Annotated in this window: 22 protein-coding genes and 1 pseudogene; 12 read left to right on the forward strand and 11 right to left on the reverse strand. The window is 72.8% G+C overall.

What is annotated here, in order from left to right; genetic code table 11:
* Positions 1 to 5: 5 nt before the first annotated feature.
* Positions 6 to 173, forward strand: a complete 168-nt coding sequence (locus C8N24_RS34330) for a hypothetical protein (RefSeq protein WP_170179412.1) — start codon at positions 6 to 8, stop codon at positions 171 to 173.
* Positions 174 to 176: 3 nt separating this feature from the next.
* Here C8N24_RS34330 and C8N24_RS25625 read toward each other — a convergent pair whose 3' ends face one another.
* Together C8N24_RS25625 and C8N24_RS25630 are read right to left on the reverse strand one after the other, a co-directional pair.
* The gene (locus C8N24_RS25625; RefSeq protein ID WP_170179413.1) at positions 177 to 2,489 is read right to left on the reverse strand and encodes an ATP-binding protein; all 2,313 of its coding nucleotides are present in this window, start codon (positions 2,487 to 2,489) and stop codon (positions 177 to 179) included.
* Between the two features lie 46 nt (positions 2,490 to 2,535).
* Positions 2,536 to 4,149 carry a hybrid sensor histidine kinase/response regulator gene (locus C8N24_RS25630; RefSeq protein ID WP_342794801.1) on the reverse strand — a complete coding sequence of 538 codons (1,614 nt, stop codon included), beginning with the start codon at positions 4,147 to 4,149 and terminating at the stop codon, positions 2,536 to 2,538.
* Between the two features lie 20 nt (positions 4,150 to 4,169).
* On the opposite strand from C8N24_RS25630, the gene C8N24_RS25635 reads away from it, so the two are divergent.
* On the forward strand, positions 4,170 to 4,988 hold the full coding sequence (locus C8N24_RS25635) for a neutral zinc metallopeptidase (RefSeq protein WP_121255491.1): 819 nt from the start codon (positions 4,170 to 4,172) through the stop codon (positions 4,986 to 4,988).
* A 1-nt stretch (position 4,989) separates the two neighbouring features.
* On the opposite strand, the gene C8N24_RS25640 is transcribed toward C8N24_RS25635, so the two are convergent.
* Both C8N24_RS25640 and C8N24_RS25645 read right to left on the reverse strand, forming a co-directional pair.
* Positions 4,990 to 6,837 (reverse strand): FG-GAP-like repeat-containing protein, encoded by a 1,848-nt coding sequence (locus C8N24_RS25640; RefSeq protein ID WP_121255493.1) that lies wholly within the window; start codon positions 6,835 to 6,837, stop codon positions 4,990 to 4,992.
* A gap of 12 nt (positions 6,838 to 6,849) precedes the next feature.
* Positions 6,850 to 7,419: a TetR/AcrR family transcriptional regulator gene (locus tag C8N24_RS25645; RefSeq protein ID WP_147447988.1), complete on the reverse strand. Its 570-nt coding sequence runs from the start codon at positions 7,417 to 7,419 to the stop codon at positions 6,850 to 6,852.
* 69 nt (positions 7,420 to 7,488) lie between these two features.
* Between C8N24_RS25645 and C8N24_RS25650 the strand changes: the two genes are divergently transcribed.
* The 7 genes from C8N24_RS25650 (at position 7,489) to C8N24_RS25680 (ending at position 15,774) form a co-directional block, all read left to right on the forward strand.
* Entirely contained in the window at positions 7,489 to 8,544 is a 1,056-nt protein-coding gene (locus tag C8N24_RS25650) for a multicopper oxidase domain-containing protein (protein WP_147447989.1), read from the forward strand.
* 11 nt (positions 8,545 to 8,555) lie between these two features.
* The gene (locus C8N24_RS25655; protein ID WP_170179414.1) at positions 8,556 to 9,830 is read left to right on the forward strand and encodes a right-handed parallel beta-helix repeat-containing protein; all 1,275 of its coding nucleotides are present in this window, start codon (positions 8,556 to 8,558) and stop codon (positions 9,828 to 9,830) included.
* Positions 9,827 to 10,177: a cupredoxin domain-containing protein gene (locus C8N24_RS34335; RefSeq protein ID WP_170179415.1), complete on the forward strand. Its 351-nt coding sequence runs from the start codon at positions 9,827 to 9,829 to the stop codon at positions 10,175 to 10,177. Before C8N24_RS25655 ends, C8N24_RS34335 begins: the two co-directional genes overlap by 4 nt.
* Before the next feature lie 82 nt (positions 10,178 to 10,259).
* Positions 10,260 to 12,911 (forward strand): ATP-binding protein, encoded by a 2,652-nt coding sequence (locus C8N24_RS25665; RefSeq protein ID WP_147447990.1) that lies wholly within the window; start codon positions 10,260 to 10,262, stop codon positions 12,909 to 12,911.
* On the forward strand, positions 12,908 to 13,300 hold the full coding sequence (locus C8N24_RS25670; RefSeq protein ID WP_121255503.1) for a response regulator transcription factor: 393 nt from the start codon (positions 12,908 to 12,910) through the stop codon (positions 13,298 to 13,300). The genes C8N24_RS25665 and C8N24_RS25670 overlap by 4 nt, the downstream gene beginning before the upstream one ends.
* Positions 13,297 to 14,343: a HEAT repeat domain-containing protein gene (locus C8N24_RS25675; protein WP_121255505.1), complete on the forward strand. Its 1,047-nt coding sequence runs from the start codon at positions 13,297 to 13,299 to the stop codon at positions 14,341 to 14,343. Before C8N24_RS25670 ends, C8N24_RS25675 begins: the two co-directional genes overlap by 4 nt.
* 3 nt (positions 14,344 to 14,346) lie before the next feature.
* Complete coding sequence (locus C8N24_RS25680) at positions 14,347 to 15,774, forward strand: glycosyltransferase family 2 protein (protein WP_121255508.1); 1,428 nt, start codon at positions 14,347 to 14,349, stop codon at positions 15,772 to 15,774.
* Here C8N24_RS25680 and C8N24_RS25685 read toward each other — a convergent pair.
* From C8N24_RS25685 to C8N24_RS25695, 3 genes are all read right to left on the reverse strand, one after another.
* Positions 15,753 to 17,012: a hypothetical protein gene (locus C8N24_RS25685; RefSeq protein ID WP_147447991.1), complete on the reverse strand. Its 1,260-nt coding sequence runs from the start codon at positions 17,010 to 17,012 to the stop codon at positions 15,753 to 15,755. The genes C8N24_RS25680 and C8N24_RS25685 overlap by 22 nt on opposite strands.
* Before the next feature lie 134 nt (positions 17,013 to 17,146).
* Positions 17,147 to 19,366: a PhoX family protein gene (locus C8N24_RS25690; RefSeq protein WP_121255512.1), complete on the reverse strand. Its 2,220-nt coding sequence runs from the start codon at positions 19,364 to 19,366 to the stop codon at positions 17,147 to 17,149.
* Between the two features lie 63 nt (positions 19,367 to 19,429).
* Positions 19,430 to 20,350, reverse strand: a complete 921-nt coding sequence (locus C8N24_RS25695; protein ID WP_170179416.1) for an AraC family transcriptional regulator — start codon at positions 20,348 to 20,350, stop codon at positions 19,430 to 19,432.
* A 76-nt stretch (positions 20,351 to 20,426) separates the two neighbouring features.
* Here C8N24_RS25695 and C8N24_RS35160 point away from each other — a divergent pair, with 76 nt between their 5' ends.
* Positions 20,427 to 21,290 carry an NmrA family NAD(P)-binding protein gene (locus C8N24_RS35160; RefSeq protein WP_121255516.1) on the forward strand — a complete coding sequence of 288 codons (864 nt, stop codon included), beginning with the start codon at positions 20,427 to 20,429 and terminating at the stop codon, positions 21,288 to 21,290.
* 17 nt (positions 21,291 to 21,307) lie between these two features.
* Here C8N24_RS35160 and C8N24_RS34810 read toward each other — a convergent pair.
* Positions 21,308 to 22,042, reverse strand: a pseudogene (locus C8N24_RS34810) (peptide ligase PGM1-related protein); the annotation flags it as partial.
* Positions 22,043 to 22,091: 49 nt separating this feature from the next.
* Between C8N24_RS34810 and C8N24_RS25710 the strand changes: the two are divergent.
* Together C8N24_RS25710 and C8N24_RS25715 are read left to right on the forward strand one after the other, a co-directional pair.
* Complete coding sequence (locus C8N24_RS25710) at positions 22,092 to 23,021, forward strand: cation diffusion facilitator family transporter (RefSeq protein ID WP_121255519.1); 930 nt, start codon at positions 22,092 to 22,094, stop codon at positions 23,019 to 23,021.
* Positions 23,018 to 24,187 (forward strand): MFS transporter, encoded by a 1,170-nt coding sequence (locus C8N24_RS25715; RefSeq protein WP_121255521.1) that lies wholly within the window; start codon positions 23,018 to 23,020, stop codon positions 24,185 to 24,187. Before C8N24_RS25710 ends, C8N24_RS25715 begins: the two co-directional genes overlap by 4 nt.
* On the opposite strand, the gene C8N24_RS25720 is transcribed toward C8N24_RS25715, so the two are convergent.
* From C8N24_RS25720 to C8N24_RS25730, 3 genes are all read right to left on the reverse strand, one after another.
* The gene (locus C8N24_RS25720; protein WP_121255523.1) at positions 24,159 to 24,677 is read right to left on the reverse strand and encodes a DUF4234 domain-containing protein; all 519 of its coding nucleotides are present in this window, start codon (positions 24,675 to 24,677) and stop codon (positions 24,159 to 24,161) included. The genes C8N24_RS25715 and C8N24_RS25720 overlap by 29 nt on opposite strands.
* On the reverse strand, positions 24,674 to 25,405 hold the full coding sequence (locus tag C8N24_RS25725) for a hypothetical protein (protein ID WP_121255525.1): 732 nt from the start codon (positions 25,403 to 25,405) through the stop codon (positions 24,674 to 24,676). Before C8N24_RS25725 ends, C8N24_RS25720 begins: the two co-directional genes overlap by 4 nt.
* A 68-nt stretch (positions 25,406 to 25,473) precedes the next feature.
* Positions 25,474 to 26,562: a glycosyltransferase family 4 protein gene (locus C8N24_RS25730; protein ID WP_170179417.1), complete on the reverse strand. Its 1,089-nt coding sequence runs from the start codon at positions 26,560 to 26,562 to the stop codon at positions 25,474 to 25,476.
* Between the last annotated feature and the right edge of the window lie 45 nt (positions 26,563 to 26,607).

Genomic DNA, 26,607 nt, shown 5'->3' on the forward strand with positions numbered 1-26,607 from the left:
CGGACGTGACCATCGTCTGGCTCGGCGGGACCGAGCAGGGGGTGATCGAGCGGTTGGAGGACGGGGGACGCGCGGCGGTGGTGGTCACCGAGGCGGGCGAGGTGCTGCGGTTCGTGCTGATGGCGAGCGCGGACTACCTGACCGTGGACCGGTCCGCGCGCCTGCGGCTGTGACCGCTACGCGCTGAGTGCCGGCGCCGTCGCCGCGAACGCGGCGCGCAGCGCCTCGGCCGCGCCGGGCACGATCGCGTCCGCGTGCTGGAGCTCGCGGGCCAGCGCCGCGAGCCGCACCGCGCCGACGCTCGCCGCGCTGCCCGCGAGGGTGTGCGCGACCTTGTGCGCGGCCGCGAGGTCGCCTGCGTCCAGCGCGCCCACGAGCTCGTCCACGCGCGCGCCGGCGTCGGTGATGAACAGGTCGGCGATCGTGCCCGCGATCACCGGGTCGCCGAGCTGGCCGAGCACGTCATGGTCGACCCACGGCTCCGGCGCCGAGGCGTGTTGGACCTCGCCGACCCAGCGGCTCAGCGCCGCGTCCAGGTCGGAGGCGTGGAGCGGCTTGGCGAGGTAGTCGTCCATGCCGGCCGCGAGGCACTGCTCGCGGTCGCCCTTCATCGCGTTGGCGGTCATCGCGATGATCGGCACGCCGACGCCCGCGCGGCGCAGCTCGCGCGTGGCCTCGTAGCCGTCGAGCTCGGGCATCTGGCAGTCCATGAAGATGGCGGCGTACGGGCGCGCGAGGACCTTCTCGACGGCGGCGCGGCCGTCGGGGGCGTGCTCGACGACGAGCCCGCGCTTGCGCAGCATCTCGGTGGCGACGATCCGGTTCACCGGGTTGTCCTCGGCGACGAGGACCGGCAGCTCCGCGTCCAGCACGGCGGGGGTGGTCCGCGCCACGCCGACCTCGGTCGCGCCCTCGGCGGCCGGGAGCGGCACGGTCAGGACGAACTCGGAGCCCGTGCCCGGCACGCTGGAGGCGGTGAGCACGCCACCCATCAGCTCGGCCAGCTCGCGCGAGATGGCGAGGCCGAGGCCCGTGCCGCCGTACCGGCGCGTGGTGGTGGCGTCGGCCTGGGCGAACGGGTCGAACAGCTTCGGGAGCACGTCGGCGGCGATGCCGACGCCGGTATCGGCCACGCGCACGACGACCGTCTCACCCGCCCCGCGGGTGGCGGTGACGTCGACGCGGCCGTGCGCCGTGAACTTGACCGCGTTGCCGACGAGGTTGGTGAGCACCTGGCGGACGCGGACGGGATCGCCGCTGACGACCGCGGGCACGTCGGCGTCGACGCGCACGGCGAGCACGACGCCCTTGGACTCGGCGTCGAGCGCCAGCAGCGCGCGCACGTCGTCCAGCGCGTCGCGCAGCGAGAAGGCCACGCGGTCGAGCTCGAGCTTGCCCGCTTCGATCTTGGAGACGTCGAGGATGTCGTCGATGATCGTGAGCAGCGCGGCGGCCGACCCGCGCACCTGCTCGGCGAACCCGCGCTGGCGAGCGTCGAGGTCGGTGTCCAGGAGCAGCTCGGTCATGCCGATCACGCCGTTCATCGGCGTGCGGATCTCGTGGCTCATGTTGGCCAGGAAGCTCGACTTGAGCTTGGAGCCCTCGAGCGCCGCGTCGCGGGCGAAGGCCAGCTCGCGCTCGAGCGCCTCGCGCGTGTCGCGGTGCAGGGCCAGGACCAGCGTCAGCGACGCGACCACGCCGATGAACGCCTGCGCGAGCATGACGCGCACCTGCGGCGCCTGGTGGGCGAACGGGCCGTGGCCGCCCATCGTGAGCCCGATCAGCAGCGCGCCGATGAACAGCCCGTGCAGCGCGGCGAGCGTCGTGGGGTAGCGCAGCGCGACCCAGACGCTCAGCGGCACGACGAGGAAGGCGAGCGGCATGCCGGTCGTCAGGCCGAACAGGACCACGTAGACGGCACCCGCCAGCAGGGTCACGAGCAGGAACTCCAGGCCGCGCTCGACGCGCCAGTCGCGGCGGCGCGCCTCGTCCCACAGCCGCAGGCCGACGCCCGCGACGACGATCGTGCTCGTGGCGTTGCGCAGGATCCACGACAGCGGGGCCACGGGCCAGCGCTCGTCGGTGAGCAGCCACACCGCCACCGGGCCGAACGCCGCGCTGAGCACCGAGCCGGCCACCGCCGCCGCCAGCAGCGCGCGCACGTCCTCCGGGCGCGTCATCGACCAGCCGTCGGGCCGCAGCCGCGCGAACGCCGCGCAGGAGCCGTAGGCCAGCACCAGGTTGGCGACGCCGAAGCACAGCGACAGGGAGAGCACCGCGCCGGTCAGCAGGTTGCCCGCGACCGTCGCGCCGAAGAGCAGGACGAGGTTCAGCCGCCGTACACGGGGCGCCGACCAGCCGTCAGCGAGCCAGAGGAAGGCGACGCCGGCCGCGGGCCAGACGAGCGCGAGCTGCGTGCCGTCGAGGCGCGTCGCCCGGCCGAGCGCGACCGCGGCGAGGTAGACGACGACGTAGGCGGCGATGCGCACGGGCACTGCTGCTCAGATCGGCAGCCCCGCGGAGGGGCTTGATGGATCAGGATCCGGTTCTGACGTGCGGGCTGAGCGGCTCGACCAGATGCCGGTCCAACGTCTCGAGCAGCCGGCTGACCTCGATCGGCTTCGTCAGGTACGCGGCGGCGCCCGCCGCGAGCAGCCGCTTCGTCTGGACGTCGGTGGCGTCGGCGCTGAGGATCACGACCGGGATGTCCAGCGTGTACGGGTCGTCCTTGAGGCGCGCGAGCACCTCGTCGCCGTCCAGGTCGGGCAGGTGGATGTCCAGCAGGATCAGGTCCGGCGCGTGCTCGCGCGCGAGCTCGAGGCCGAGCCGGCCCTGCATCGCGGGCAGCAGCTCGACGTCCGGCCGCGCCTGCAGGATCGCCTCGATCAGGCGGATGTTCGCGAGCGTGTCCTCGACGTAGAGCACCCGCCGCAGACCGCCGTACGTGCGCACGGCCAGCGCCGCACGCGGGCCGCCGTCGTCGTGGGCGACCGTGACCGCGTCCCCGCGCTCGAGCTCGATCCAGAACGTGCTCCCGGTGCCGACCGCGCTCCTGACGCCGATCGTGCCGCGCATCGCCTCCACGAGGTTGCGCGAGAGGGCCAGCCCCAGCCCCACGCCGTCGATGCCCGAGTCGGCCGCGTCCAGGCGCTCGAACGGGACGAACAGCTTGGCCTGCGCCGCCTCGGAGAGCCCGTGGCCGGTGTCCGTGACCTCGATCCGCACGAGCTCGTCCGTCACGGCGCCCGGGCCGATCGCGATCGTCACCGTGCCGCCACGGCGGTTGTACTTGATGGCGTTGACGACCAGGTTGATCATCACCTGCTTGAGCCGGCGGCTGTCGGCGAAGGCGTAGCCGTGCCCGGCCGGCGACGTGACCGGCGCGAGCGTGACGTCGTGGCGCGCGGCCAGCGGGCGCAGGAGCTCGAGCACGTCATGCAGCAGCGGGCCGAGGGCGACGGGCTCGAGCGACATCGACATCCGCCCGGCGGCGATCCGCGAGATGTCGAGCACGTCGTCGATCAACCGCCCGAGGTGCTGCGAGGCCGAGCGGATCAGCCCCGCCCACTCGCGCGGCTGCTCCGGGAGGTCGGTCAGCGTCAGCAGCTCGCTGAACCCGCTCACCGCGGTCAGCGGCGTGCGCAGCTCGTGGCTCATGCGGGAGAGGAACTCGTCCTTGGCGGTGCTCGCCTTGCGCAGCGCCTCGTTGGCCGCCACCAGCGCCGACACGTCCTCGACCCGGTGCACGATGTACGCCAGCTCGCCGTCCGGCCCGAGCACGGGGGAGTTGACCGGCTCCCAGTAGCGCGCCTCGAACGTCCCGTCGGGGCGGCGGATGTCGTACTTCTGCACCGCCATCGTGTCCGGCCGGCGCAGCTCGAGGACGCGCCGCAGGGAGGCGCCGAGGTTGTCCTCGCCGGTCGCGCCGGCGTCGTCCGGGTTGTCCGGGAACGCGTCGAACAGCAGGCGGCCGACGAGCGCTTCGCGGCTCGTCATCGTCGCGTCCAGGTACGCCTGCGTGACGGCGACGATCCGCAGCGCGGGGTCGAGCACGAGCAGCGGGGCCGGCGACTGCTCGAAGATCGCGCGGAAGTCCGGCTCGCCGTTGTCAACGACCTGGCTCAGATCGGCGCGCAGACTAGCGCGGATCGGTGGGTAGGCTCGCGCTCGTGCGCCGCTTGCTGCTCGTCATGGCCGTCGCGCTCGCCGTCGGCGGGTGCGGCTCCGAGGACACCGACCGCCTCCGCGACCGCGTCACCGCCCTGGAGACGCAGGCCCGCGAGAAGGGCAAGGAGCTGCGCGAGCGGTTCCAGGAGATCCTCGCGGAGATCGAGCGCTCGATCCCCGAGGCGCGCGAGACCAGCCCGGAGGTCCGCCGGCGCGAGCAGGACATGGACGCGTTCCTCACGCAGCTGATCGGCAACGTCGACGCGTACTGGACCGAGACGCTGCGGGCCAACGAGCTGCCCGAGCCCTCCGTGTTCTACTTCTGGGTCCCGGCCGGCCGTCAGGCGAGCACCGCGTGCGGGCCGGCGGGCGACCGCGCGGCGTTCTACTGCAGCGCCGACGACACGATCTACGTCTCGCAGCGGTTCGCGGCCGAGCTCTACGACGGCGTCCTGCGCGGGCTTCCCGGCACCGGTCGCGCGGCGGGCGACTTCGGCGTCGCGTACGTGCTCGCCCACGAATACGCGCACAACCTCCAGCACGAGTTCGGCATCTTCGACCAGTTCCAGGGCGCGACCGTGCGTCCGCTGGAGCTGCAGGCCGACTGCCTCGCCGGAACGTGGGGCAACTCCGTGTACCGAAAGGGCCTGCTGAAGCCGGGGGACGTCGAGGAGGCGATCGGCACCGCGCTCGCCGTCGGGGACTTCGACACCAACAACGCCCAGCACCACGGCACGCCCGAGGAGCGCCGCGCAGCGTGGCTGCTCGGCTTCGAAGGCGGCCGGCCGTCGGACTGCAACCGCTACCTGCAGGGCACCTGAGCTACCGGCGCAGCCGCAGCACGCCCGCGCCGAACGCGCCGCGGCTGCGGCGGATGCCCGTCCCGACGCGCTGCTCGGCCGTGACCCCGATCGTCACCTCGGGGTGCTCGCGCAGGATGGCGAGCACCTTGCGCGGGAGGCGGATCCGCGCCCGTCGTGTGGCGGCGCCCGGCAGGCGAAGCACGCGCTCACGCTCCTCGTAGCCGTCGCGGTCGCCGAGCGCGACCAGCTCCAGGACCACCTCGTGCCGGCGGCCGTCGCCCGCGTTCGAGCGCACGCGCACGTCCAGCACCGGGTCGCGCAGCAGCTGGGCACGCGTGCGGCGGCGCACCGTCACCTTCAGGCAGTCGTCAGCCGCGGGCAGGGCCCGCGAAGGCGTTGCGAAGGCCTCGAATCCGACGCGCCACAGGCGGAGCCGCGCGGAGCGCTCGAACGGCACCGTGGCCACCAGCAGCTCGCTCGGGGCGAGCGCCAGCGTCCGGCCGAGCCGGCCGCCGGTGACGGCGCCGTCGAGGCGCGGCGTGGTCCGCGTCATGCGCACCGTTCCCGGCGTGCGCCGGCCGGGCACGAGCGCGACCGCTCCGGCGGCGGCGCGGCAGCGCGGGCTGGCCTGGGGGAGGCCGATCAGCAGGTCAGGCACCCCGTCCCCGGTCTGGTCCGGAACCCCCGCGACCGAGTGCCCGGCTCGGTCGCCGAACCCGCGCGTGTCGACCCGCACCAGCGGTTGATCGGGCTCACCCGTCCTGATCGTGCCGCGCGCGGTGGAGAAGACCATGACCGCGCCGCCGAGCAGCAGCTCGCCGTCATCGCCGACCGCGAACGTCCCGTCGGGCGCGGCCGAGCCGACCAGCCATTCCGGCCGGCCGTCACCGTCGCTGTCGGGCACCGCCGCGACCGCGCCGCCGAAGCCGCTCTGGAACTTCGGCGCGACGAGCCGCGCGAGGGCCGCACCGGCGTCGATCGTCCCGCCGGCCGCGACCCCGCGCAGCACGAAGCCTCGCCCGACACCGGCCAGCGAGTCCCGCGCCGGGACGCCGGCGAGCAGCTCGCCGCGGCCGTCCCGGTCGACGTCGCCCACGCCGACGAAGCGCGCCGGCTCCTGCGGCTCCAAGTCGTCGCGGCCCCGCGCCGGCGTGCGGTCCTGCAGTCCGCGGATCGGGATCGTCGCGTCCGCGGGCGGCCGCGCGAGGTCGATCACGGTGCCCGCCGCCTGGCCGCCGCGGACGACCACGGCGTCCCCGTCCGCGCCGCCGATCACCAGGTCCGGGAGGCCATCGCCGTCCACGTCGCCCGCGGGGGCGAGGACGCGGCCGATCCCGGCGTCGCGCGCGGGTCCGTCGATCCGGATCACGCCCGCGTCGCTGCGCAGGTCGATCGTGCCCGAGGTCGCCCGGCCGAGCACGACGTAGACGCTGCCCGAGTCCTGCCGGCCGTTGGCCGCCGTGCCCGCCGCGCCGACCGCGACGTCGGCGAGCCCGTCGCCGTTGAAGTCACCGACGCCGGTGATGTCGCCGCCCCCGGCGAAGCCGGGGCTGTCAGGCAGCTGCGGCTCGTCGAGGTGGGTGATCCGCCAACCCGCGAAGCCCGGCCGCGACGGGTCCGCCGGGCCACCCGCGAACGCCACCACGGCGACCTCCGAGAGGCTCGTCGAGTGCGGATCGGTCAGGTCGCTCTGCAGGCTCGAGCCCACGTCGGGGCGACCGTCGCCGTTGACGTCACCGACGACCGCGACGGACGCGCTGTCGCTGCCGATCACGCCGACCGGCGGGACGGTCTTCAGGTCCACGGACGCGAGCGCCGGCGCCGGCCCCGCGAGCAGCATCAGGGCCACGACGGCATACGCTCTCATCCGCGGTGCAGCTTAGGCGAGCAGTGCCTGGAGCTGACGACGCACCGCCGTGCGCAGCCGGTCCGGCTCGACCTCGCCGGACGCGAGGGCGCTCATGCGCAGGCCGTCGAGCGCGGAGATGATCAGCCGCACGTCGACCTCGGAGGCGCCGCCCAGGACCTGGTCGCCCAGCGCCCGCAGGCCGCGTCCCCACTGGCGGTGCACGGCCAGCGCACCGGGCGAGCCGAGCAGCTCGGCCTGCAGCCGGTAGAGCGCGATGGTCGCCTCGCGCTCGGGACCGAGCTGCTCGAGCAGCCAGTCGGTGAGCTCGTCCGCCCAGGCGGTCACGTCGAACGTGCCGACCCGGTCGGCGATGGCGGCGATCCGCGAGACCTCGTGGTCGGCGCACCAGTGCAGGGCGGCCTCGAGGATGTCGCCCTTGGTCGCGTAGTGCCAGGTGGTGGAGCTGAGCGACACGCCCGCCTCGGCGGCGACCCCGCGGTGCGTGACGGCGGCGACGCCCTCGCGCGCGACGATCCGCACCGTCGCCTCGACGATCGAATCGCGCACGCGCTGTGAGGCCTCGGCACGGGTGGCGGGCATCGCGCCCAACAGTACCGGTACGTTCGTACTTGCGCGGGGAGTACGCCCGTACTAGATTCCGCGCGGTCCATGCGCGAAACGGCACAAAGTACGCGGCGGTCGTTCTTCGGGATCGCCGGCGGAGTGGCGCTGCTGTGCACGATCGGCGGCGAGGAGATCGACGTCTCGGCGCCCGACGGGCTCGCCAAGGCCGACCGCGCCGCGGCGCGCGTGAAGCGCCCGCTCGGCGCGTCGCTCAAGCAGAACCTGCCCCAGATCCAGCCGCAGCCCGGAGGCATCCGGCGCGAGTACTGGATCCAGGCCGAGACGGCGCGCTGGGCGATCACGCCGACCGGCAAGGACGAGTGGCACGGCCGCGCGACCGGCGGGCGCAACGTGTTCACCGCGTTCGTCTACCGCGCGATGACCGCCGGCTTCGCGGACTACCTGGTCGACCACCCGACGATCCCTGGGCCGATGCTCACGGCCGAGGTCGGCGACGTGCTCGTCGTGCACTTCCGCAACGCGGACACCAAGCTCGACCAGCCCGTCACGATGCACCCGCACGGCGTCAAGTACAACCCGGAGTACGACGGCGCCTACATGGGGGAGTTCACCCGCGACGGCGGCTTCGTCGCGCCCGGCGAGAGCTTCACCTACCAGTGGGAGTGCACGCCGGACTCGGTCGGCGCGTGGCCGTACCACGACCACGGGCCCAACCACACGCTCAACTCGTTCCGCGGCCTGTTCGGAGCGATCATCGTCCGCGCCAAGGGCGAGAAGCACCCCGACCGGGTGCACAACCTGTTCGCGCACCAGCTCGCGCCGCCGGTCACGCGCCTGGAGCGCAACTTCCACTGCTTCAACGGCCGCGCGTACGCGGGCAACACGCCGACGCTGACCGCCCGGCCGGGCGAGGACGTCGAGGTCAACGTCTTCGGCCAGGACTCGAACTTCCACACGTTCCACATCCATGGCCACCGCTGGAAGGACGCGGCGGGGGCCTTCACCGACAACCCGGGCTTCGGGGCGAACGAGTGCGTCCGCGCTCGCTTCACCGAGGACAACCCCGGCCGCTGGCTCTACCACTGCCACGTCTTCTCGCATCAGGACGTCGGCATGGCGGGCTGGTACCTCGTCGAATGAGAGGAGCTCAGATGCACCGCATCTTTGCCGCCGCCGTTGCCGCCGTGCTGCTCACACCCGCCGTCGCGGGCGCCCAGACCTACCCGGAGCCGAGCGAGCCCGGGCCGGTCGCCGCCAAGCCCAAGGGTCCCTTCAAGACGCACACCGTCTGCAAGCAGAAGCGCAAGTGCGACTTCACCACCATCCAGAAGGCGGTCGACAAGGCCAAGGCCGGCGACACGATCCGGGTCCGCAACGGCACCTACCGCGAGGCGGTGCGGATCACCGGCTCCAAGAAGCGCTACCTGAAGCTGATCGGCAACCCCAAGAGCCCGGACAAGGTGCTGCTGCTCGCGCGCGGGAACATGCAGAACGCCGTCGCCGTCAACCAGGCCGACGAAGTCACGGTCGAGGGCTTCATGGCCCGCGGCTACAAGGCCAACGGGTTCTTCTTCACGAACCTCCACGGCTACTCGATGAACCACCTGATCGCGCGCCAGACGGGCGTTTACGGCCTCTACGCCTTCAACACGATCGGCGGCGAGATCCTCAACTCCGAGGCCTACTACGTCAACGACGGCGCGTTCTACATCGGCCAGACGCCGCCGCAGACCTCGCCCGTGCGGACGATGGTCCGCAACGTCAAGGGCTGGGGGAGCCCGCTCGGCTTCAGCGCGACGAACATGCGCTACGTGACGATCACGAAGTCGAAGTTCTTCAACAACGCCCTCGGGATCGCGCCCAACGCCCTCGACAGCGAGAAGTTCCCGCCCGCCGAGGACAACGTGATCATCGACAACGACATCTTCTGGAACAACTTCAACTTCCACGAGGGCACCCCGCCGTTCCCCAAGCGTGACTCGGGCGTGCCCGCGCTGGCGCCGGTCGGCACCGGGGTCATCCTGCTCGGCGGTCGCGGCAACCGGATCGAGAACAACCGGATCTTCGGCAACTACCTGGCGGGCGTCGTCGCCGTCGAGAGCATCCTGCTGGAGAAGGGCCCGGCCGAGGCCCGTGTCCTGCGCAACAACGTCATCTCCGGCAACCATTGGGGACTGAACGGCACGGACGTCAACGGCCGCGACGTCGTCTACGACGGCAGCGGCACCAACAACTGCTTCAGCGGCATGACGTCCACGTTCCCGGCCGACGGCTCGACGTTCGCGGGCTGCGGCGGCACCAACGCGTTCAGCGCCGACGTGCGCAACGCGATGCTCGCGTGGACCGGCCCGGGCGCCCTGAACGGCTGGGTCAAGCATCCGCATCCCCCGATGAGCGGCTACACGCCCCTCGAGGTCTTCAAGTGATCAAGCGCAGCATCGCCGCCGCGGTCGGCGTCGCGGTCCTGGCCGCGACGCCGGGCGTGGACGGCGCGACGAAGAAGACGATCACGCTCGGCGACAACTACTACTCGCCCAAACGCGTCACCGTGGCCAAGGGGACGACGGTGACGTGGCGCTGGCCGGGCTTCGAGGAGGCCGGGGACGTGCACGACGTCAAGCTCAAGAGCGGCCCCAAGGGCGTGAAGAAGTTCCACTCCGAAGGGGCGGCGACGGACTACGAGTTCAAGCGCAAGCTGACCGTTCCGGGCACCTACAAGATCGTCTGCACGCTGCACGAGGAGATGACGATGACGGTCAAGGTGCGAAAGTAGGCGCTCCTGCGCGGTTTTGACCGCGCTTACATCGGCAACCTTCTTCACAGTGACCCGCGGACTCACCGCTCGGCTTCTCTTGGTGGGAGGCATCGTCTTCCTCCTCTGCGCGGCGATGTTCGCGGTCGTCCTGTCACTGGTCAACGACGCGCGGGACGCCTCCGACAGCCTGCAGGTGTCCAATGAGCGCACGACGGCCGCCGACCGCACGCTCGCGCTCATCGTCGACCTCGAGACGGGCCTGCGGGGCTACGTCGTGACGCAGGACCCCGCGTTCCTGCGTCCGCACGAGCACGCGATCGCCGCCCTGCCGGCCGCGCAGCGCGAGCTGCTCGCCGCGACGGCGGGCGACGCCCGGCAGGCGGGGACGGCCCGAGCGCTCGTCGAGCGCAGCAACGCTTATCTGAGCTGGCAGCGCGATCAGCGGGTACGGGCCGAGCGCGATCCGGCGGACGCGGTGCGGATGATCGGCACGGGCGCCGGCCGGCGCCAGGTGGACGCCATGCGTGTGCTGGTCCGCGACCTGGTCCGTCGCGAGGAGCAGGTCTCGCGTGCCGAGCGCGAGCACCTGGACGCGGTCACGTCGCGTGCGATCACGCTCGCCACGCTGGGGCTGCTGGGCATTCCGCTGCTGCTCGCGGGGGTCGTGTACGCGAGCGCGACACGCGTCTCGCGTCCGCTTCAGCGCCTCTCCCGCGCGGCCCGGCGGGTGAGCGAGGGCGACCTGGAGGTGCGCGTGGAGGAGCGCGGAGAGGGCGAGATCGCGGACCTCAGCCGCGCGTTCAACGCGATGGCGCAGTCGCTCGCCACGGCGCGCGAGGAGCTGGAGGTGCACAACGCCGAGCTCGAGGCCCAGGGCGGCGAGCTGGCCGCGACCGTCGAGGAGCTCGAGGTCGAGCAGGCACGCATCCAGACGTTCCACGACGTCGTCTCCGCGTTCTCGTCCGAGGTCGAGCTCGACCGCCTCGCGCCGCTGCTGCTGAGCAAGCTGCGGGCGGCGGCGGGCGCGCGCGGCGGTGCGCTCTACGTCGCCGACCCGGTCACGCCCGAGCGTGGGCTCCGGTTGCAGGAGACCAACGCGCTGGACCCCGCGGCGCTGCCCGAGCGGTTGACGCCGGAAGCGGTCGAGCTCCACCTCGAGCGGCACCTGCTGCTGCCGCTCGCGAGCCTGGGCCGCCCGCTCGGCGCGGTCACCCTGCTCGATCCGATCTCCAAGGACCTCGCGGCGCTGCAGCGGATGGCCGACGCCGCCGGGGTCGCGCTCTCGAACGCGCTCGCGCTCGAGTCGGCGCGGCACGCGGCGGACGTCAACCGCGCGGTGCTGGAGACCGCGCACGACGCGTTCGTCGCCGTGGACGCCGACCGCCGGATCACCGCCTGGACGCCGCAGGCCGAGGCGCTGTTCGGCTACGCGGAGTGGGAGGCGCGCGGCCGGCTCGTCGACGAGCTGCTGGTCCCGGAGCGCTGGCGCGCCGGCTACCGCGCGCAGCACGCCGCGCTGCTCGACGGGGGCACGGAGACGCGTCGCTTCGAGATCCCGGCGCTGCACCGCGACGGCCGCCGGATGACCATCGAGGTGTCGGTCTCGCCGCTGCGGGTTGGCGACACGTGGCAGGTGAACGGGTTCGTGCGCGACATCGGCGAGCGCGTCGCCCACGAACGCGCGCGGGAGGCGCAGCGGGCGGTCAGCCAGGCGCTGGCCGAGACTGGCAGCGAGGAGGACGTGGTCCCGCGGATCCTCGAGGCGCTCGGACGCACGCTGCACTGGCCGGTCGCCGTGCACTGGCTGCCCGATCCCATGGCCGACAGCGGCTTCCGCCGCGCGGTGGAGTGGCGCGACCCCGGTCTCGAGGGCGACGCGCTGCCCGTGTCGATCAGGATCCCGTTGTCGGCCGGGCCGACCGGGTTCGGCGCGTTCGAGTTCTGGCAGCGGCGCCGTGTGGCGGTCGACCCCGACCTCGAGGAGGCGCTGGCCTCGATCGGCAAGCTCGTCACCGAGGTGCTCGAGCGCCGGCGCGCCCGGGCCGAGGCGGAGCGGCTCAAGAACGAGTTCTTCGCGCTCGTCTCGCACGAGCTGCGCACCCCGCTGACGTCGATCATCGGCTACCTCGAGCTGATCCTCGAGGAGGAGGTCGGCGAGGTGGCGGAGGACCAGCGGCAGTTCCTGAGCATCATCGAGCGCAACGCCCGCCGCCTGCAGCGGCTCGTCGGCGACCTGCTGTTCGTCGCCCAGGTCGAGGCCGGCACGCTCAGCCTCGAGCGGTCCGGCGTCAACCTGGAGACGATCGTGCTCGAGGCCGTCGAGGCCGCGCGCCCGCGCGCCGATCAGGCCGGCGTCGAGCTCGTCGCGGACACCGACCCCCTGCTCGCCCTCGACGGCGACGCCGACCGGCTGTCCCAGGTGGTCGACAATCTCGTGATCAACGCGATCAAGTTCACGCCGGCGGGCGGCAAGGTCACGGTCACCGCCAAGCGCCGCGACGGCGCGGCCGTGATCACGGTGACCGATACGGGCATAGGCATTCCTGAGGATGAGCAGGACCGGTTGTTCGAGCGCTTCTATCGAGCCCGCAGCGCGACCGACGGCGAGGTGCAGGGCATCGGCCTGGGGCTCTCGATCGTCCGCGCGATCGCGCACGGGCACGGCGGCGAGGTCAGCCTTCGCAGCGCGCCCGGAACGGGTACGACTTTCACGGTGGAGCTCCCCATTCCGATCCACGAGGTGACGCGATGAGCGATGATCCGCGCACGGTGCTGGTGGCCGACGACGACGAGGACATCCTCCAGCTCGTCTCGTTCCGCCTCCAGCGCGCCGGCTACACGGTGGTGACCGCGGCCGACGGGCCGCAGGCGCTGGCGGCGGCCCGTGAGCACCAGCCCGACCTGGCGGTGCTGGACGTGATGATGCCCGGCCTCAACGGCTACGAGGTCACGCGCCAGCTGCGGGCGGACGCGGCGACGGCCCAGATCCCGGTGATCCTGCTGACCGCGCGGGTCCAGGAGGCGGACGTGAGCCGCGGGTTCGAGGCCGGTGCTGACGACTACCTACGCAAGCCGTTCAGCCCACAAGAGCTGCGCTCGCGCGTGCAGGCGATCCTCGCGAGACGTTCGAGCGTCAGGTGATCGCGCTCCTCCAGCTGTTCGGCGCCGCGCTCTCGCTGCTGGCGCTGCTGACGACGTTCGTGCTGATCTTCCGCCGCATCGCCCTCAGCCGCCGGGAACGCCGGCGCGCCAAGCTCGAAGCGGAGCTGCGCCCACTTGCGCTGGAGCTCGTCGACGGCGAGGAGCCTGAGCTCCCGAACCTGGGCGCGGCCGAGGCACGGGCGCTCGCCGCCATCCTCGGCCGCTACGCGCGCAAGCTGCGCGGCGAGCCGCGGGAGCGGATCGCGGCGTTCTTCGAGGAACGCGGGGACGTTCAGACCGAGCTCGGTCGCCTCCGCGCGCGGCGCGCGTCACGTCGTGCGGCCGCGGCGTTCGCGCTCGGCGACATGGGCTCGGAGACCGCCGTAGAACCGTTGATCCGCGCGCTGGACGACCGCTCGCGCGACGTGCGGTCGGCGGCGGCGCGCAGCCTCGGGATGCTCGAGGCGGAGGCGGCCGTGCCGCGCCTCGTAGGGTCGCTGGCGGGCAGCGAGGTGCCGCGGGCGATCGCCGGCGGGGCGCTGCTGGCCATGGGCGCGAAGGCCGCGCCGAACCTGCGCTCGCTGCTCGACTCCGAGGAGCCCGGGGTGCGCGCGAACGCGATCGAGCTGCTCGGGTTCACCGGCGATGCCAGCGACGCCGAGCGGCTGGACGCGGCGCTGCGCGAGGACCACGCGATCGCCGCGAGCCGGTGGCGCGAGCTCGCCGAGGTCCGCGCCGCCGCCGCGCGGGCGCAGGGCCGGATCGGCACGCAGCGCGCCGCGGCGGGGCTGCGCGCGGCGCTCGAGGACCCGGCGCCGTTCGTCCGCACCGCCGCCGCCCACGCGCTCGGGCGGATCGGCGACCGTGACGCGTTCGACGCGCTCGCCCGGCAGGCCGCCGAGGACGAGTACGACCCCGCGCAAGCCGCGGCGCAGGCGCTCGCCGCGATCGACCCGATCCGCGCGATGCGGTTGGGCGGCGGCGAGCAGGCCAGCGCGCACCTCGCCGAGGCGGCCGCGCTGGCCGAGCTGGAGCCGGCGTAGGCGATGCGCGAGATCATCGAGGTCTTCGGCGTCATCGTCATCAGCTACTTCGCCGTCCTGAACGTCATCTACATCGCCTTCACCGCGCTCGCGTGGCGGAGCATCACGACCTACCTGCACTCGCTCGAGTACGCGGCGATCGACGAGGCGCTGGCGTCTCCGCTGACGCCGCCGATCTCGATCCTGCTGCCCGGCTACAACGAGGAAGCGGGCATCGTGCAGAGCGTCAACGCGCTGCTGCAGCTGCGCTACCCGGAGTTCGAGGTGATCGTCATCAACGACGGCTCCAAGGACTCGACGATGCAGCAGCTGCAGGACGCGTTCGACCTGGTCGAGGCGCCGCGCGCGCTGCGCGGGACCGTCGCGCACGCGCCGATCCTCGGCACCTACCGGGCGCCGCGCCACCAGGAGCTGCTGGTGGTCGACAAGGAGAACGGCGGCAAGGCCGACGCGCTCAACGCGGGCGTCGACGCCGCCCGCTACCCGTACGTGTGCGCCGTCGACGCGGACGCGATCATCGAGCCCGAGGCGCTGCTGCGCGTCGCCAAGCCGCTGCTCGACGATCCGGACCTCGTCGTCGCGACCGGCGGCATCGTCCGGATCGCGAACGGCTGCACGGTCGAGGACGGCCGCGTCACCGAGGTCCGGTTGCCGAAGAATCGGCTGGCGACGCTGCAGGTGGTCGAGTACTTCCGCGCGTTCCTCGTCGGCCGCGTGGGGTGGAGCCAGCTGCACGCGCTGCTGATCATCTCCGGCGCGTTCGGCCTGTTCCGGCGGTCGACGGTCGAGGCCGTCGGGGGCTGGGACCACACGACGGTCGGCGAGGACATGGAGCTCGTGGTGCGCATGCACCGGCACATGCGCGAGAGCGGCCAGGACTACCGGGTGCAGTTCGTGCCCGACCCCGTGTGCTGGACGGAGGCGCCGGAGACGCTCAAGGTCCTCTCGCGTCAGCGCCGGCGCTGGCAGCGCGGGCTGTTCGAGACGCTGTGGCGGCACAAGCGGATGACGCTGAACCCGAAGTACGGCGCGCTCGGGATGCTGGCGATGCCGTACTTCATCGTGTTCGAGCTGCTCGGGCCGCCGCTCGCGCTGCTCGGCTACCTCGTGCTGCCGATCTCGTGGGCGATCGGGCTGCTGTCGTGGCCGTTCGTGCTGGCGTTCTTCGTGTTCGCCGTGATGCTCGGCCAGCTGCTGTCGATCTCCGCGCTCGCGCTGGAGGAGTTCTCGTTCCGCCGGCACCCGCGCGGGCGCGAGATCCTGCGCATGTCGGCCTACGCCGCGATCGAGAACCTGGGCTACCGGCAGCTCACGGATCTCTGGCGCGGCGTGGCCTTCTGGGACCTCCTGCGGGGCAAGAAGTCCTGGGGCGACATGCAACGGCGCGGCTTCCAGACCGCGCCGTCGGATCAGCTGTCGAAGAGCAGCTGACGCGCCGCGGCGCGGATCAGGAGCCAGGACCCGGCGGCCGAGGTGCCCCACGTGTGGTACTCGCCCCACTCCTCGGAGCTGGAGTCACGATCCGCGCCGACCGGCCCGGTGCTGGACCGGAACGTGGCCGCGATCTGCGTGGCCGCCGTGTTGGCGGCGACGGCGCTCAGGCCGAGCAGGCTGGTGCGGTCGAGCGCGAGCGACGCCTGGATCGTGCCTTCGGACCAGATCACGTCCGGGGCGCCGGTCCCGGAGTACGGGCGGAAGCCGGACAGGATGCCGATGCCGGGCACGCTGCGCGGCGCGACGTAGAAGCGCTGCTGTAGGTAGGCGGCGACCTGCGCGGCGCGCCCGTCGCCGCGGTCCTGCAGGTACATCGCGCCGAGCGCCTGCACGTCGGCGGGGATCTTCGGGTCGCCGACGCCCTGGCGGAAGTAGGCGAGCGGTCCCTCCTGCACGATCAGGTTGGCGAGGATGGCGTTGCCGAGGGTGTTCGCCGCGTTGTTGACCTCGGTGTAGGACAGGCCGGTGCCGAGCGTCCCGCGCGTGCCGAGCTTGGCGGCCAGGTCACGCAGGAAGCCGGCCGCGAGCAGGTTGTGCTGCGTCGAGACCCAGCTGACGTCCGGGCCGCCCTTGATCAGGCCGGCGGCGTTGCGCAGCGTCAGCAGGTATCGGGCGACGCCCGCGATCACCGTGTCGTACTTCGTCGAGTCGTAGACCTTCTTGTACGCGAGCGCCGCGTACCCGACCCACGCCAGCGCGCCGGCGCGGACCTGCGCGGCGCTCGTGCCGGTCTTGACGTTGAACGCGTACTCGATCGACCCGTCGGTGCGCTGCAGCGCCTTCAGCTGGTCGAGCAGCTGCTCGGCCTGCGACTTCGCGGCGACGCTCAGGAACGCGAACGTCGCCAGCGCGTTGTCGTACGTGTAGCTCGCGTCCGCGAGCCGCCCGTACGCGGCGTCGCTCGTCGGGATGTCGAACGAGCGGATCAGCAGCAGCGGGTTCCCGCCCGCGCTCTGCGCGGCGAAGGCGACGTTCGCCTTGCGGGTCTTGCGCTTCGCCGCGGTGGTCGTCGGCCCGACCTGGCGCGCGAGCCAGCGCACGAGCGGCGTGCTGGGCGCCTTGCGCTCAGCGTTCGCGGGCCACGCCTCGCGCACCGCTCCGCCGCGCCGCTTGGCTTTCTGCGCGTGTGCGGCGTCGGCACCCGGGACGAGCGCGACGCCGAGGACGAGGGGCACGATGCAGCCACGACGGATCCTGAACATACGGCCCGTGTGCCCGGGGTCAGGTGCCGTCAACACGGTGAGACAGCGGCGCCGCGCCACCTCGAGGGTGCCAGGCACCCTCGAGGTTCGCACGCGGACGAATGCGGCTACGAGCGGCGGAAGCTCAGCCGCTTGGTGCGGGTTGCCTTGTTGCCGGCGGCGTCGGTCGCGGTGACCGCGAGCGTGGCCGGGACGACGCGCTCGCGGCGCAGCAGGACGCGCAGGGTGGCCGCCGGGCGCAGGCGGACGGTGACGTCGCCGGAGACGTTCACGCGCTGGGTGACGCGGGCGAGCCGGCGGGGCTTGCCGCGGCGGCCCGTGCGGGTCGTGAGCTGGCCGTAGAGGGTCACGGTCAGGGTCGCCGGCTCGTCGATCCGGAGCTTGAAGTCCAGGCCGCCGCCGGTCAGCGAGGCGAGGTTCTGGCGTGCGGCCGAGACGAAGGACAGGCGTGCGGGTGTCCCGTCCTTGCCGGGTGCGGGCGTGCCCGTCGGCGGCGCCGGGATGACGTTGCTGGGCGGCGGGGTGCCGCCGTCGCCGTCCGGGTCGGGCTCGACGTCCGGTAGCTTGGTGATGGCGACCAGGGACGGGATCGGGGCGCTCGGGTTCTGGCCGGTCGTCTTGCTGCCCTTGGGCCAGTAGGACGTGTACGTCTGCGGGTTGCCGTAGACGCCGCCCTTGTTCGGCGTCTCCTCGCCGGGGTGCTGGACGTTGATGAACAGGGTCTGCTCGTCCGGCGTGAAGTACGGGCCCGTCGCCTCGGCCTCGACGGGCATGTTCGCGAAGCGGAAGGCGACGCCCGCGTTCGGGCCCGACCGCGGGAGCATGAACACCGCGTTGTTGCGGTGGTAGGCGTTCGGGTTGGCCGGGTTGTTGAGGACGCTGGACGAGATGTCCGTGACCACCCACAGGTTCCCGGCCTTGTCGAACACGAGGTTGTCGGGGGAGGAGAAGCCCTGCTCGCCCTCGTCGGCGCGACCGGACGGGCCGCCCGGTGCGTAGTCCTCCCAGGTGAACTGCGCGCTCTGTCCGACCGACGTCGGGTCGTTGGCCGCCTCGCGCAGACGGCGGATCGAGCCGTGGGTGTCGTTCGCGGTGCTGTTGTTGGTCAGCGCGACGTAGACCGTGCCGTCCTCGTCGACCTCGACGTCCTCGGGACGGTTGGTGGCGTAGTGGAGCTGGAACTCGGCCGCGCCGACGTTGGCGGCGATCCGCGCGTTGGTGTCGACGAGCTCGGACTCGGCCACTTCCCGCCAGTAGCCCGTGCCGCTCGTCGGGCTGGTGAGGGTGCCGCCGGGCGCGTCGAACGTGCGCCGGCTCTGCGGGTCCCAGTGGGCGATGTAGAGCTTGCCGCTGGACAGGATCCGCAGGTTCTCCTCACGCCGGCCGGGACGGTACGGCAGCTCGGAGACGAACTTGTAGACGCCGCCGTTGGCGATGTCGTCGCCCATGTAGAGCACGAACGGCTTGTTCGCGAGCGCGCGGAACGCGGTGTTCTCGTGCCGGAAGCGGCCCGGCGCGGTGTGCTTGCGGCCGACGAAGCTCGGGTCGTACGGGTCGTGCTCGACGACCCAGCCGTACTTGGCGGGCTGGGTGGTGGCGTCGCTGCCGTTGCCGTTGATGTAGTCCGGCGTGCCGGTGCGCGCGGCGGTCCAGCCGTAGCCGATGTAGTCCTGGTAGTTCTCCTCGCAGCTCAACGCCGTGCCCCAGGGCGTGATGCCGCCCGAGCAGTTCGCGAGGGACCCGGCGGCGGTCTCGCCGATGCCGGGGTACGCGGGGTTGTCGGCGAGCGGGCCGGTGAACCGGTGGACCGGGCCGGCGCCCGTGATCCGGCGGTTGTACCGCGAGGGGGACACGACCGCCCAGGCGCCGTCGGCGCCGCGCTTGACGTGGAGGATCGAGTTGCCGACCGACTCCTGCTCGAGCGCCACCTGCGCCGCGGTCTTGCTCGCCGCCGCGGTCACGCCGTGCTGGAAGAACGGCGCCGGGTACTCGTGGTTGATGAACAGCAGGCCCTCGTCGGACCCATTCAGCGGGAAGTACGCCAGGAAGTCGTTGTTGAACCCGTAGGTGAGGACGGTGCCGTCCTCGTTGGCGAACTGGTCGCCGTAGCCGATGATCACCTTCGCGGCGTAGCCCTCGGGCACCTCGAAGGCGTCGGCGGAGGAGGCGGCGATCGCGCGGAACGCGGAGAAGTCGCTCGGCTCGGCGGTGTTGGCGAGGGCCGTCGCGGTGTCGAGGTAGCCGGTGCGTTCCAAGGCCACCGCGGCGACCGTCGAAGCGCCCGCGGAGGCGATGCCCCGGATGAAGGAGCGGCGAGTCGAGTCCATGCGCAGGGAAACTGATCTCCTCGCACAGGCGGAACGTGAATGGTTCGTGAACGTTCGCTGAGACTACGAACCGTAGTTGGCGGCCGCCGCTCGCCAACGACCGGGCGCGACGCCGTGGTGGCGTTTGAAGGCGGCGGCGAAGCTGAACTCGGACGCGTAGCCGAGCGCCGTCGCGACCGCGGCGATCTGGTCCCCGGAGTCGCGCAGCTGCTCACGGGCCAGCGCCATCCGCCAGTCCGTCACGTACGCCAGCGGCGCCACGCCGAGGGCCGCGGTGAAGCGGCGCGCGAACGCCGCCCGCGACAGCGCCGCCTCGGCGGCCATCGACTCGACCGTCCACGGCCGCGCCGGATCCGCGTGCACGGCCCGGAGCACGGGCCCGAGCTGCGGGTCGCCGGAGGCGCGGTACCACCCCGGCGTGTCTTCGGCGGTCATGAAGTGCTCGCGCAACATCTGCACGAGCGCGATGTCCAGCAGCCGGTCGAGCAGCGTCTGCTGGCCCGGGAGGTCGGCCTCCATCTCGCGCGCGAGCAGGTCCAGCGTCGTGCGCAGCGCGCTGCCGGCCGCCGGGCGCAGGCGGATCGTGTCCGGCAGCAGGCTCAGGAGCTCGGAGCAGATGTCGCCCTCGAAGAGGTAGGCGCCGCAGAAGAACACCGACGGGTCGCCGCCCGCGCCGCTGACGAAGCGGCGGTCGGAGACCCGCGAGGTGGCCATGAAGTCGGCGAGCGAGCCGCAGGCGGCGCCCGCGTGGGTGGCGAGGTGGTGGTCGAGCCCGCCGCGGACGAGGACGATGTCGCCGCCGATCAACCGCAGCGCCTCCTCGCGATCGTCGAGCCAGAGCTGCAGCTCACCCGCGACGATCGCGTGCACGGCCAGCCCCGGCACCGACGGGAAGGCGAGCCCGAACGGCCCGTTCACCGTCGAGTGGGAGAACGCGGCACCCCGGGCGCGGGCGCGCTCGAGCAGATCCGTCAACACGTCCATCGCGAGAGACGATCGCATATGCGAACGCGACTTTCCAGCATGGATCCGGACGTCGAGGCGCGATGCAATGCACAGCATGAGCACGATCCTGATCCTCGGCGGCACCGGCAAGACCGGTCGCCGCATCGCGCCGCGCCTCCGGTCCGCCGGCGCCACCGTCCGGACCGCGTCCCGCAACGGGGCCGACGTGCGGTTCGACTGGGACGACGCCGGCACGTACGACGCGGCGCTGTCGGGCGTCGACGTCGTCTACCTCGTCCCGCCGGCGCTGGACCTCGGCTATGTGCCGCGTGCGCTCGCGTTCCTCGACCGGGCCGAGGCCGCGGGCGTCCGCCACGTCACGTTCCTGAGCGCGCGCGGCGTCGACCACGCCCCGCCGGAGGCCGCGCACCGCGCCGTCGAGCTCGAGCTCGGCCGCCGTACGGCGCTCACGCACTCGATCCTGCGGCCCGGCTGGTTCATGCAGGACTTCGACGAGTACTTCTTCGCGCCCGCGATCGTCGCCGAGGGCGTGATCCAGATGCCGGTCGGCGACGGTCGCGAGGCGTTCATCCACGCCGACGACATCGCCGAGGTCGCGGTCGCGACGCTGCTGGACCCCGACGCGCACGCGGGCGCCGAGTACGAGCTCACCGGTCCGGAGGCGCTGTCGCTCACGCAGGTGGCGGAGCGGCTCTCGACGGCGACCGGCCGCGCGATCCGCCACGACGACCTCCCGCGCGCCGACTGGATCGCCGGGCTCGAGGCCGGCGGCGTGCCCGCCGACTACGCGGCGATGCTCGGCGTGCTCGCCGACGCGCTGCGGGCGAGCGCGACCGCCGGGGTCACGCGGGACGTCGAGCGCGTGACCGGCCACGCGCCGCGCTCCTTCGACGCGTACCTCGCCGACCCCGCAGTCGTCTCGGCGCTCACGGCGCCGAGCGCGGTCAGCGCCGCGTAGAAGCACTGCTCGGCCTCGGTGCGCGCGTTGCCGAGCGCGACCAGGTGCAGCTCGCCCGTGTCCGCGAGCGTCTCGAGGCCGTAGGCGACGACGCCCGCGCGGGCGATCGGGTTGTACGCCGTCCCGGTCTCCCGCAGCGTGGCCACGACCTGCCGCCAGTCCTCGTCGACGCCCACCGCGAACCCGGCCCGGAACGCGTTCGCGCGCAGCGCCAGCAGCGTCGCGTGCGCGTGCTCCTCGGGCGCGGTGCTGGCGCCCAGCGCGGTGGCGTGGCCCTCGTCGTCGAGCGCGAAGTCGACGGCGAACGAGCCCCGCCGGCCGTCGGCCGCGAGGCGTGCGCCGGTGCGGGCGCCGTAGCGGTAGAGCTCGTCGACGTACCCGGAGCCGGAGGAGAGGCGCGTGCCGCCGTCCGGCAGGCGGTCGTGGGCGGAGAGCACCTGCACGGAGTGGTCGTCGCGGACGCGGACGCGCACGGTGGCGGCGGGCCGCGCGTCCTCGTCGGCGAGCGGCACCCGCGCAGCCCGCAGGTCGTTGAGGGAGACGACCGCGGGCGTAGGCCCGACATCGCCGCCTGAGACGATGCCGACCCGGTCTCCGGCGCCCACCCCGATCAGCTCGAGGTAGTAGGAGACGAGCGCAGGCTCGACCGGCCCGGGCACCACGACGCGAGCTGAGGGGGTGCGGAGCTCGAGGAGACGGTGCATCGGGAAGGCCATATGCGTAGAGTATTCGAAACCCGACCGGGTTTCCATGAATTACGAAGTCCGGCCTGGACGAACGGCGTCTCTAGCATCGACGGGGATGGCGCACGGGCACGATCACGGCGACGGGCACGGCCACAGCCATGCCCCGTCGGCCGACGCCGACCGGCGCTGGCTGAGCATCGCCCTCGCGCTGATCGCGGGGTTCATGCTCGTCGAGGTCGTCGTCGGCATCATCGCGTCCTCGCTCGCGCTGCTGTCGGACGCGGCGCACATGCTCACGGACGCGGGGGCGATCGGCCTGGCGCTGGTGGCGGCGAGCCTCGCGCGGCGCCCGCCCTCGCGACGGTTCACGTTCGGCCTCGGCCGGGCGGAGATCCTCGCGGCGCAGGCCAACGGCGCGACCCTGCTCGTCCTGGCCGGAGTGCTCGGGATCGAGGCCGTGCAGCGGTTCTTCGACCCGCCCGAGGTCGAGGGCGGGCTCGTGATCGTCGTCGGCGTGCTGGGCGCGATCGTCAACGTCGCCGCCGCCTGGGCGCTCAGCCGCTCCGAGCGGCGCGGGCTCAACGTCGAAGGCGCGATGGCGCACGTGATCACGGACCTGTACGGGTCGCTCGCCGCGGTGGTCGCCGGCGTGCTGATCGTCACCACCGGCTTCGGCGAGGCGGACGGCATCGCGGCGCTGACCGTGTCCGCGCTGATGGTGCGGTCGGGGTGGAGCCTGCTGCGCGACTCGAGCGCGATCCTGCTCGAGGGCTCGCCGGCCGAGATCGACACGGACGAGGTCGGCAACGCGCTGGCGCGGGCCGACGGCGTGATCGAGGTCCACGACCTGCACGTGTGGGAGGTGACGTCGGGGTTCCCCGCGCTCGCCGCGCACGTGCTCGTGCGCGAGGGCGACGACTGCCACGGGCGCCGGCGCGAGCTGGAGCTGCTGCTCGACGACCGCTTCGGCATCCACCACACCACGCTGCAGGTCGACCATGAGCATCCGGAGCAGCTCTTGAAGCTGGACAGCGCGTCGGCGTGAGCGCGGAACGCGCCGCCGTGCGCGCGGTCTACGCGGCGTTCGTCGTCAACGGGTTCGCATTCGCGAGCTGGGCGTCGCGGATCCCGCAGGTCAAGGAGCAGCTCGACCTGAGCCCGGCGGAGCTCGGGGTCGTGCTCTTCGGGATCGCGGTCGGGTCGGTCGTCGGCCTGCCGCTGTCAGGACCGCTGATCCATCGCTTCGGCTCGCGCCGGGTCGTGATGGTCGGGAGCGGGGTCGGTGGGCTGGGGCTGATCGCAGTGGCCATCGGCCTGCCGGTCGGCGTGGCCCCGGTGGTGGCCGCGCTGATGGTCGCCGGGTACGCGATGGCCAGCTGGGACGTCGGCATGAACGTCCAGGGCGCGCTCGTCGAGCAGCGGATCGGCCGGGCGATCATGCCGCGCTTCCACGCGGGATTCAGCCTCGGCACGGTGGCGGGCGCGCTCGGCGGCGTCGCGATGGTCGCGCTTGACGTGTCCGTGTCCGCACATCTGGCGGTGGTCGGCGCGGCCGTGGCGCTCGGCCTCCCGCTCGCCGTGCGCGCGTTCCTGCCCGACCGCGAGGAGCACGAGGAGCCGACCAACCACGGCATGCGCGCGTGGACGGAGCGGCGCACGCTGCTCGTCGGTGTGTTCGTGCTGGCGTTCGCGTTCGCGGAGGGGGCGGGCAACGACTGGATCGGGGTCGCGCTGATCGAGGACTACGGCGCGCCCGAGGCAGTCGGCACGCTCGGGCTCGCCGCGTTCCTGACCGCGATGACGATCGTGCGCTGGACCGGCCCGGCGCTGCTCGCCCGCCACGGACGCGTGAAGGTCGTGCGCGGGCTCGCGGTGATCTCGGTCGCGGGCCTCGCGCTGTTCGTCTTCGGCCCGACCACGGAGACGGCGATCACCGGCGCCGTCCTGTGGGGCACCGGGATCGCGCTCGGGTTCCCGGTCGGGATGAGCGCCGGAGCGGATGACCCGGCGCTCGCCGCTCCGCGCGTGAGCGTCGTCTCGTCGGTCGCCTACTGCGCGTTCCTCGCCGGTCCGCCCGGGATCGGCTTCATCGGCGAGCACTCGTCGGTCACGCGCGCGCTGATCGCGGTGATCGTGCTGCTCGGGCTCGCCGCGCTGATCGCGGGCGCGGTCCGGCCGCTCGCTAGTTCGACGACGCCGCGGCCGCGATGATGACGATCCAGATCACGGCCCAGAACGCGATCCCGAGCGCGATCATCGCCCAGTCGATGCCCTGCATCTTCGCGTTCGTGGCCTGACCGCCCGTCGCCGCGCGGTGCGCGTCGTTGAGCTTGGACTGGATCATCGGGAACGTGATCAGGTTGGCGATGCTGAACACGATCGCCAGCACGAGGAACAGCACCACCGGGATGCCTTCGGTCCGCACGCGCTTGCAGTACTGGTCGATGTCGTTCCAGGCCCAGTAGTAGGTGAAGTACTGGACGATCGGGATGACCGACAGGAACGCGCGGAGCCCGGCGGACGGCGGCGGAGAAGCGACGCGTGAGGAGACCTCCTTGGTCGTGTGGTACATCCACGCGATGCTCCAGAAGCCGCTGCTGACGATCAGCAGCAGGACGCAGCGCCCGATGCTGCGGATCACGGCGAGGTTCTCGGCGTGCTGGGGCTGCTGCGCGTAGTTGCCAGGCATGGCGGTTGTCATGACCGCATTGCTACAGCGCGCGCATGCTGGTCGTCAAGCGCCCTTGCGAACGGAACGGCGGTGTGGCGGTCGCGATAGGGCGCCGTCTCCTGCACGGCGTTGAACCCCGCGCCGGTGATGATGCGCGTCGCGTGCGCGAGGTGCGGCTCGACGGGATAGACGTCGCGGTGCTTCGGGTGGACCACGATCGTCTTCCCGCGGGCCAACGCGAGCAGCTGCTGGAGCTCGGCCTCCGGCCCGGCGTGGACGATGAGCGTGTGCGGCTCATCGGCCAGCGGCTCGCCGGGCGCAGCGTGGGGAAGGGTCAGCGGCTCGACCGGACCGGGCGGCGCGTAGCCCAGCGGTTCGAGCGCGTGCACGACGTCGTAGCGCGGCAGCGGACCGTCGAGCCGGCGCGCGTAGACGTCCCAGCGCACGCGGCGCCCGACCAGCCGCGCGGGCGGGAGCTCCAGGCCGCACAGCTCGCCCAGGACGCCGCCCGGGAACGCGTCGACGAGCAGCTCGTCAGGCTGGAGCTCGTCGAGCAGGGCCGCGATCCAGGCCCGGAACGCGGCCCGGTCGCGGCCGAGCCGGCGCGGCACCGGGATCACGGGCCGCCCGGCGGTGACGCGCGGATCACGGGCGTGCCCGGACGCGGTCAGCAACACGGCGTCCTCGCGCTCGCCGAGCACCTTGCGCGCCCGCGAGAGATGGCCGAGCCCACCACCAAGGGCGTAGTAGAGGATCACGGCGCGAACTTAAACGTTGAGGACGTTCAAGTTCGACACGCGTGCGCGCCGAGCGGCTCGGGCGGGCGTCATCGCACCGCCGCGAGGCGCTCGTCGCGGGTCTGCTCGAGCGCGTCGACGTAGGCGTCGATCTCGCGGTCGCCGCTCAGCGTGGAGCGCGCCAGGGCGCGGCACGCGTCCGCCATCCGCTCGCGCTCGCCGGGGTCCAGGCGTGCGGCGCGCTGGAGCGCCCAGGCCGCGCGGGCCTCGTCGCCGGGCTCGAACAGGAACGCGGTCTCGCCGTCCTCGAGCACGTCGGCCATGCCGTCCACGCGTGAGGCCAGCATCGGCACGCCGAGCGCGGCCGCTTCGACCAGCACGTTCGGCAGGCCGTCGTAGAAGCTCGGGATCGCGAGCCAGTCGCACGCGGCGTACCAAGGCAGCAGCTCGTAGCGGTCCAGGAACGGCAGCGTCGTGACCTGCAGCTCGCCGTCGCGCGCGGCGAGCCAGGCCTCCATGTCCGGTGCCATCCAGCCGGCGAGCAGCAGGTGGAAGCGGTCGGCGACGCCGGAGCGCAGCAGCGCGTCGAGCAGGAAGACGCCGCCCTTCTTGGCCTTGAGCTGCCCGAACAGGCCGAGCGTGAGCCGGTCGTGCGTGGCGCGGAACGCGTTGGCCTGCGCGCGGTCGGACGGCGCGAGCGTCCAGTCGCTCTCGATCCCGTTCGCGATCCAGCGGACGCGCGTGTGCGGGTGCATGGCGGCGATCCGCTGCACCTTCGAGCGCGAGTTCGCCACCACGAGCGCGGACCGGTGCAGCGCGTCGTCGAGGATCGGCCGGCGGCGCGTGGAGAAGACCGCCGCGTCGAAGTCGTTGCCGCGGATCAGGGTGATCAACGGCACGCCCAGCCACGCCGCGAGCACCGGGCCGGCCATGATCGGCCGCGAGCCGCCGAACGCGACCACGTGCGTGTAGTCGACGGGCTGGGACTGCAGCGTGCTCCACGCCCGGTTGAGCGCGTGGGCCGGATCGTCGTCGACCGGGCACACGAGGTAGCGCCCGCCGGCCTGCTCCTCGATCACCCACGTGCGCCCGCGCGCCGACGGCACGACGTGCAGCACGTCCACCAGCACCCCGCGCCGGCGCAGCCCACGCACGATCCGGTCGCACGACTGCGCCATCCCGCCACGGCTCGGGGGATAGGTCTCGGTCAGCCAGAGGGCCCG

The sequence above is a fragment of the Solirubrobacter pauli genome, assembly GCF_003633755.1.
GTDB lineage: Bacteria > Actinomycetota > Thermoleophilia > Solirubrobacterales > Solirubrobacteraceae > Solirubrobacter > Solirubrobacter pauli.

Bases quoted from the DNA above. Each gene is read 5' to 3' on its own strand.
- C8N24_RS25640 (WP_121255493.1), bottom strand. From the start codon at position 6,837: ATGAGAGCGTATGCCGTCGTGGCCCTGATGCTGCTCGCGGGGCCGGCG.
- C8N24_RS25645 (WP_147447988.1), bottom strand. From the start codon at position 7,419: ATGCCCGCCACCCGTGCCGAGGCCTCACAGCGCGTGCGCGATTCGATC.
- C8N24_RS25650 (WP_147447989.1), top strand. From the start codon at position 7,489: ATGCGCGAAACGGCACAAAGTACGCGGCGGTCGTTCTTCGGGATCGCC.
- C8N24_RS25655 (WP_170179414.1), top strand. From the start codon at position 8,556: ATGCACCGCATCTTTGCCGCCGCCGTTGCCGCCGTGCTGCTCACACCC.
- C8N24_RS25670 (WP_121255503.1), top strand. From the start codon at position 12,908: ATGAGCGATGATCCGCGCACGGTGCTGGTGGCCGACGACGACGAGGAC.
- C8N24_RS25680 (WP_121255508.1), top strand. From the start codon at position 14,347: ATGCGCGAGATCATCGAGGTCTTCGGCGTCATCGTCATCAGCTACTTC.
- C8N24_RS25690 (WP_121255512.1), bottom strand. From the start codon at position 19,366: ATGGACTCGACTCGCCGCTCCTTCATCCGGGGCATCGCCTCCGCGGGC.
- C8N24_RS25695 (WP_170179416.1), bottom strand. From the start codon at position 20,350: ATGGACGTGTTGACGGATCTGCTCGAGCGCGCCCGCGCCCGGGGTGCC.
- C8N24_RS35160 (WP_121255516.1), top strand. From the start codon at position 20,427: ATGAGCACGATCCTGATCCTCGGCGGCACCGGCAAGACCGGTCGCCGC.
- C8N24_RS25710 (WP_121255519.1), top strand. From the start codon at position 22,092: ATGGCGCACGGGCACGATCACGGCGACGGGCACGGCCACAGCCATGCC.
- C8N24_RS25720 (WP_121255523.1), bottom strand. From the start codon at position 24,677: ATGACAACCGCCATGCCTGGCAACTACGCGCAGCAGCCCCAGCACGCC.
- C8N24_RS25730 (WP_170179417.1), bottom strand. From the start codon at position 26,562: ATGGCGCAGTCGTGCGACCGGATCGTGCGTGGGCTGCGCCGGCGCGGG.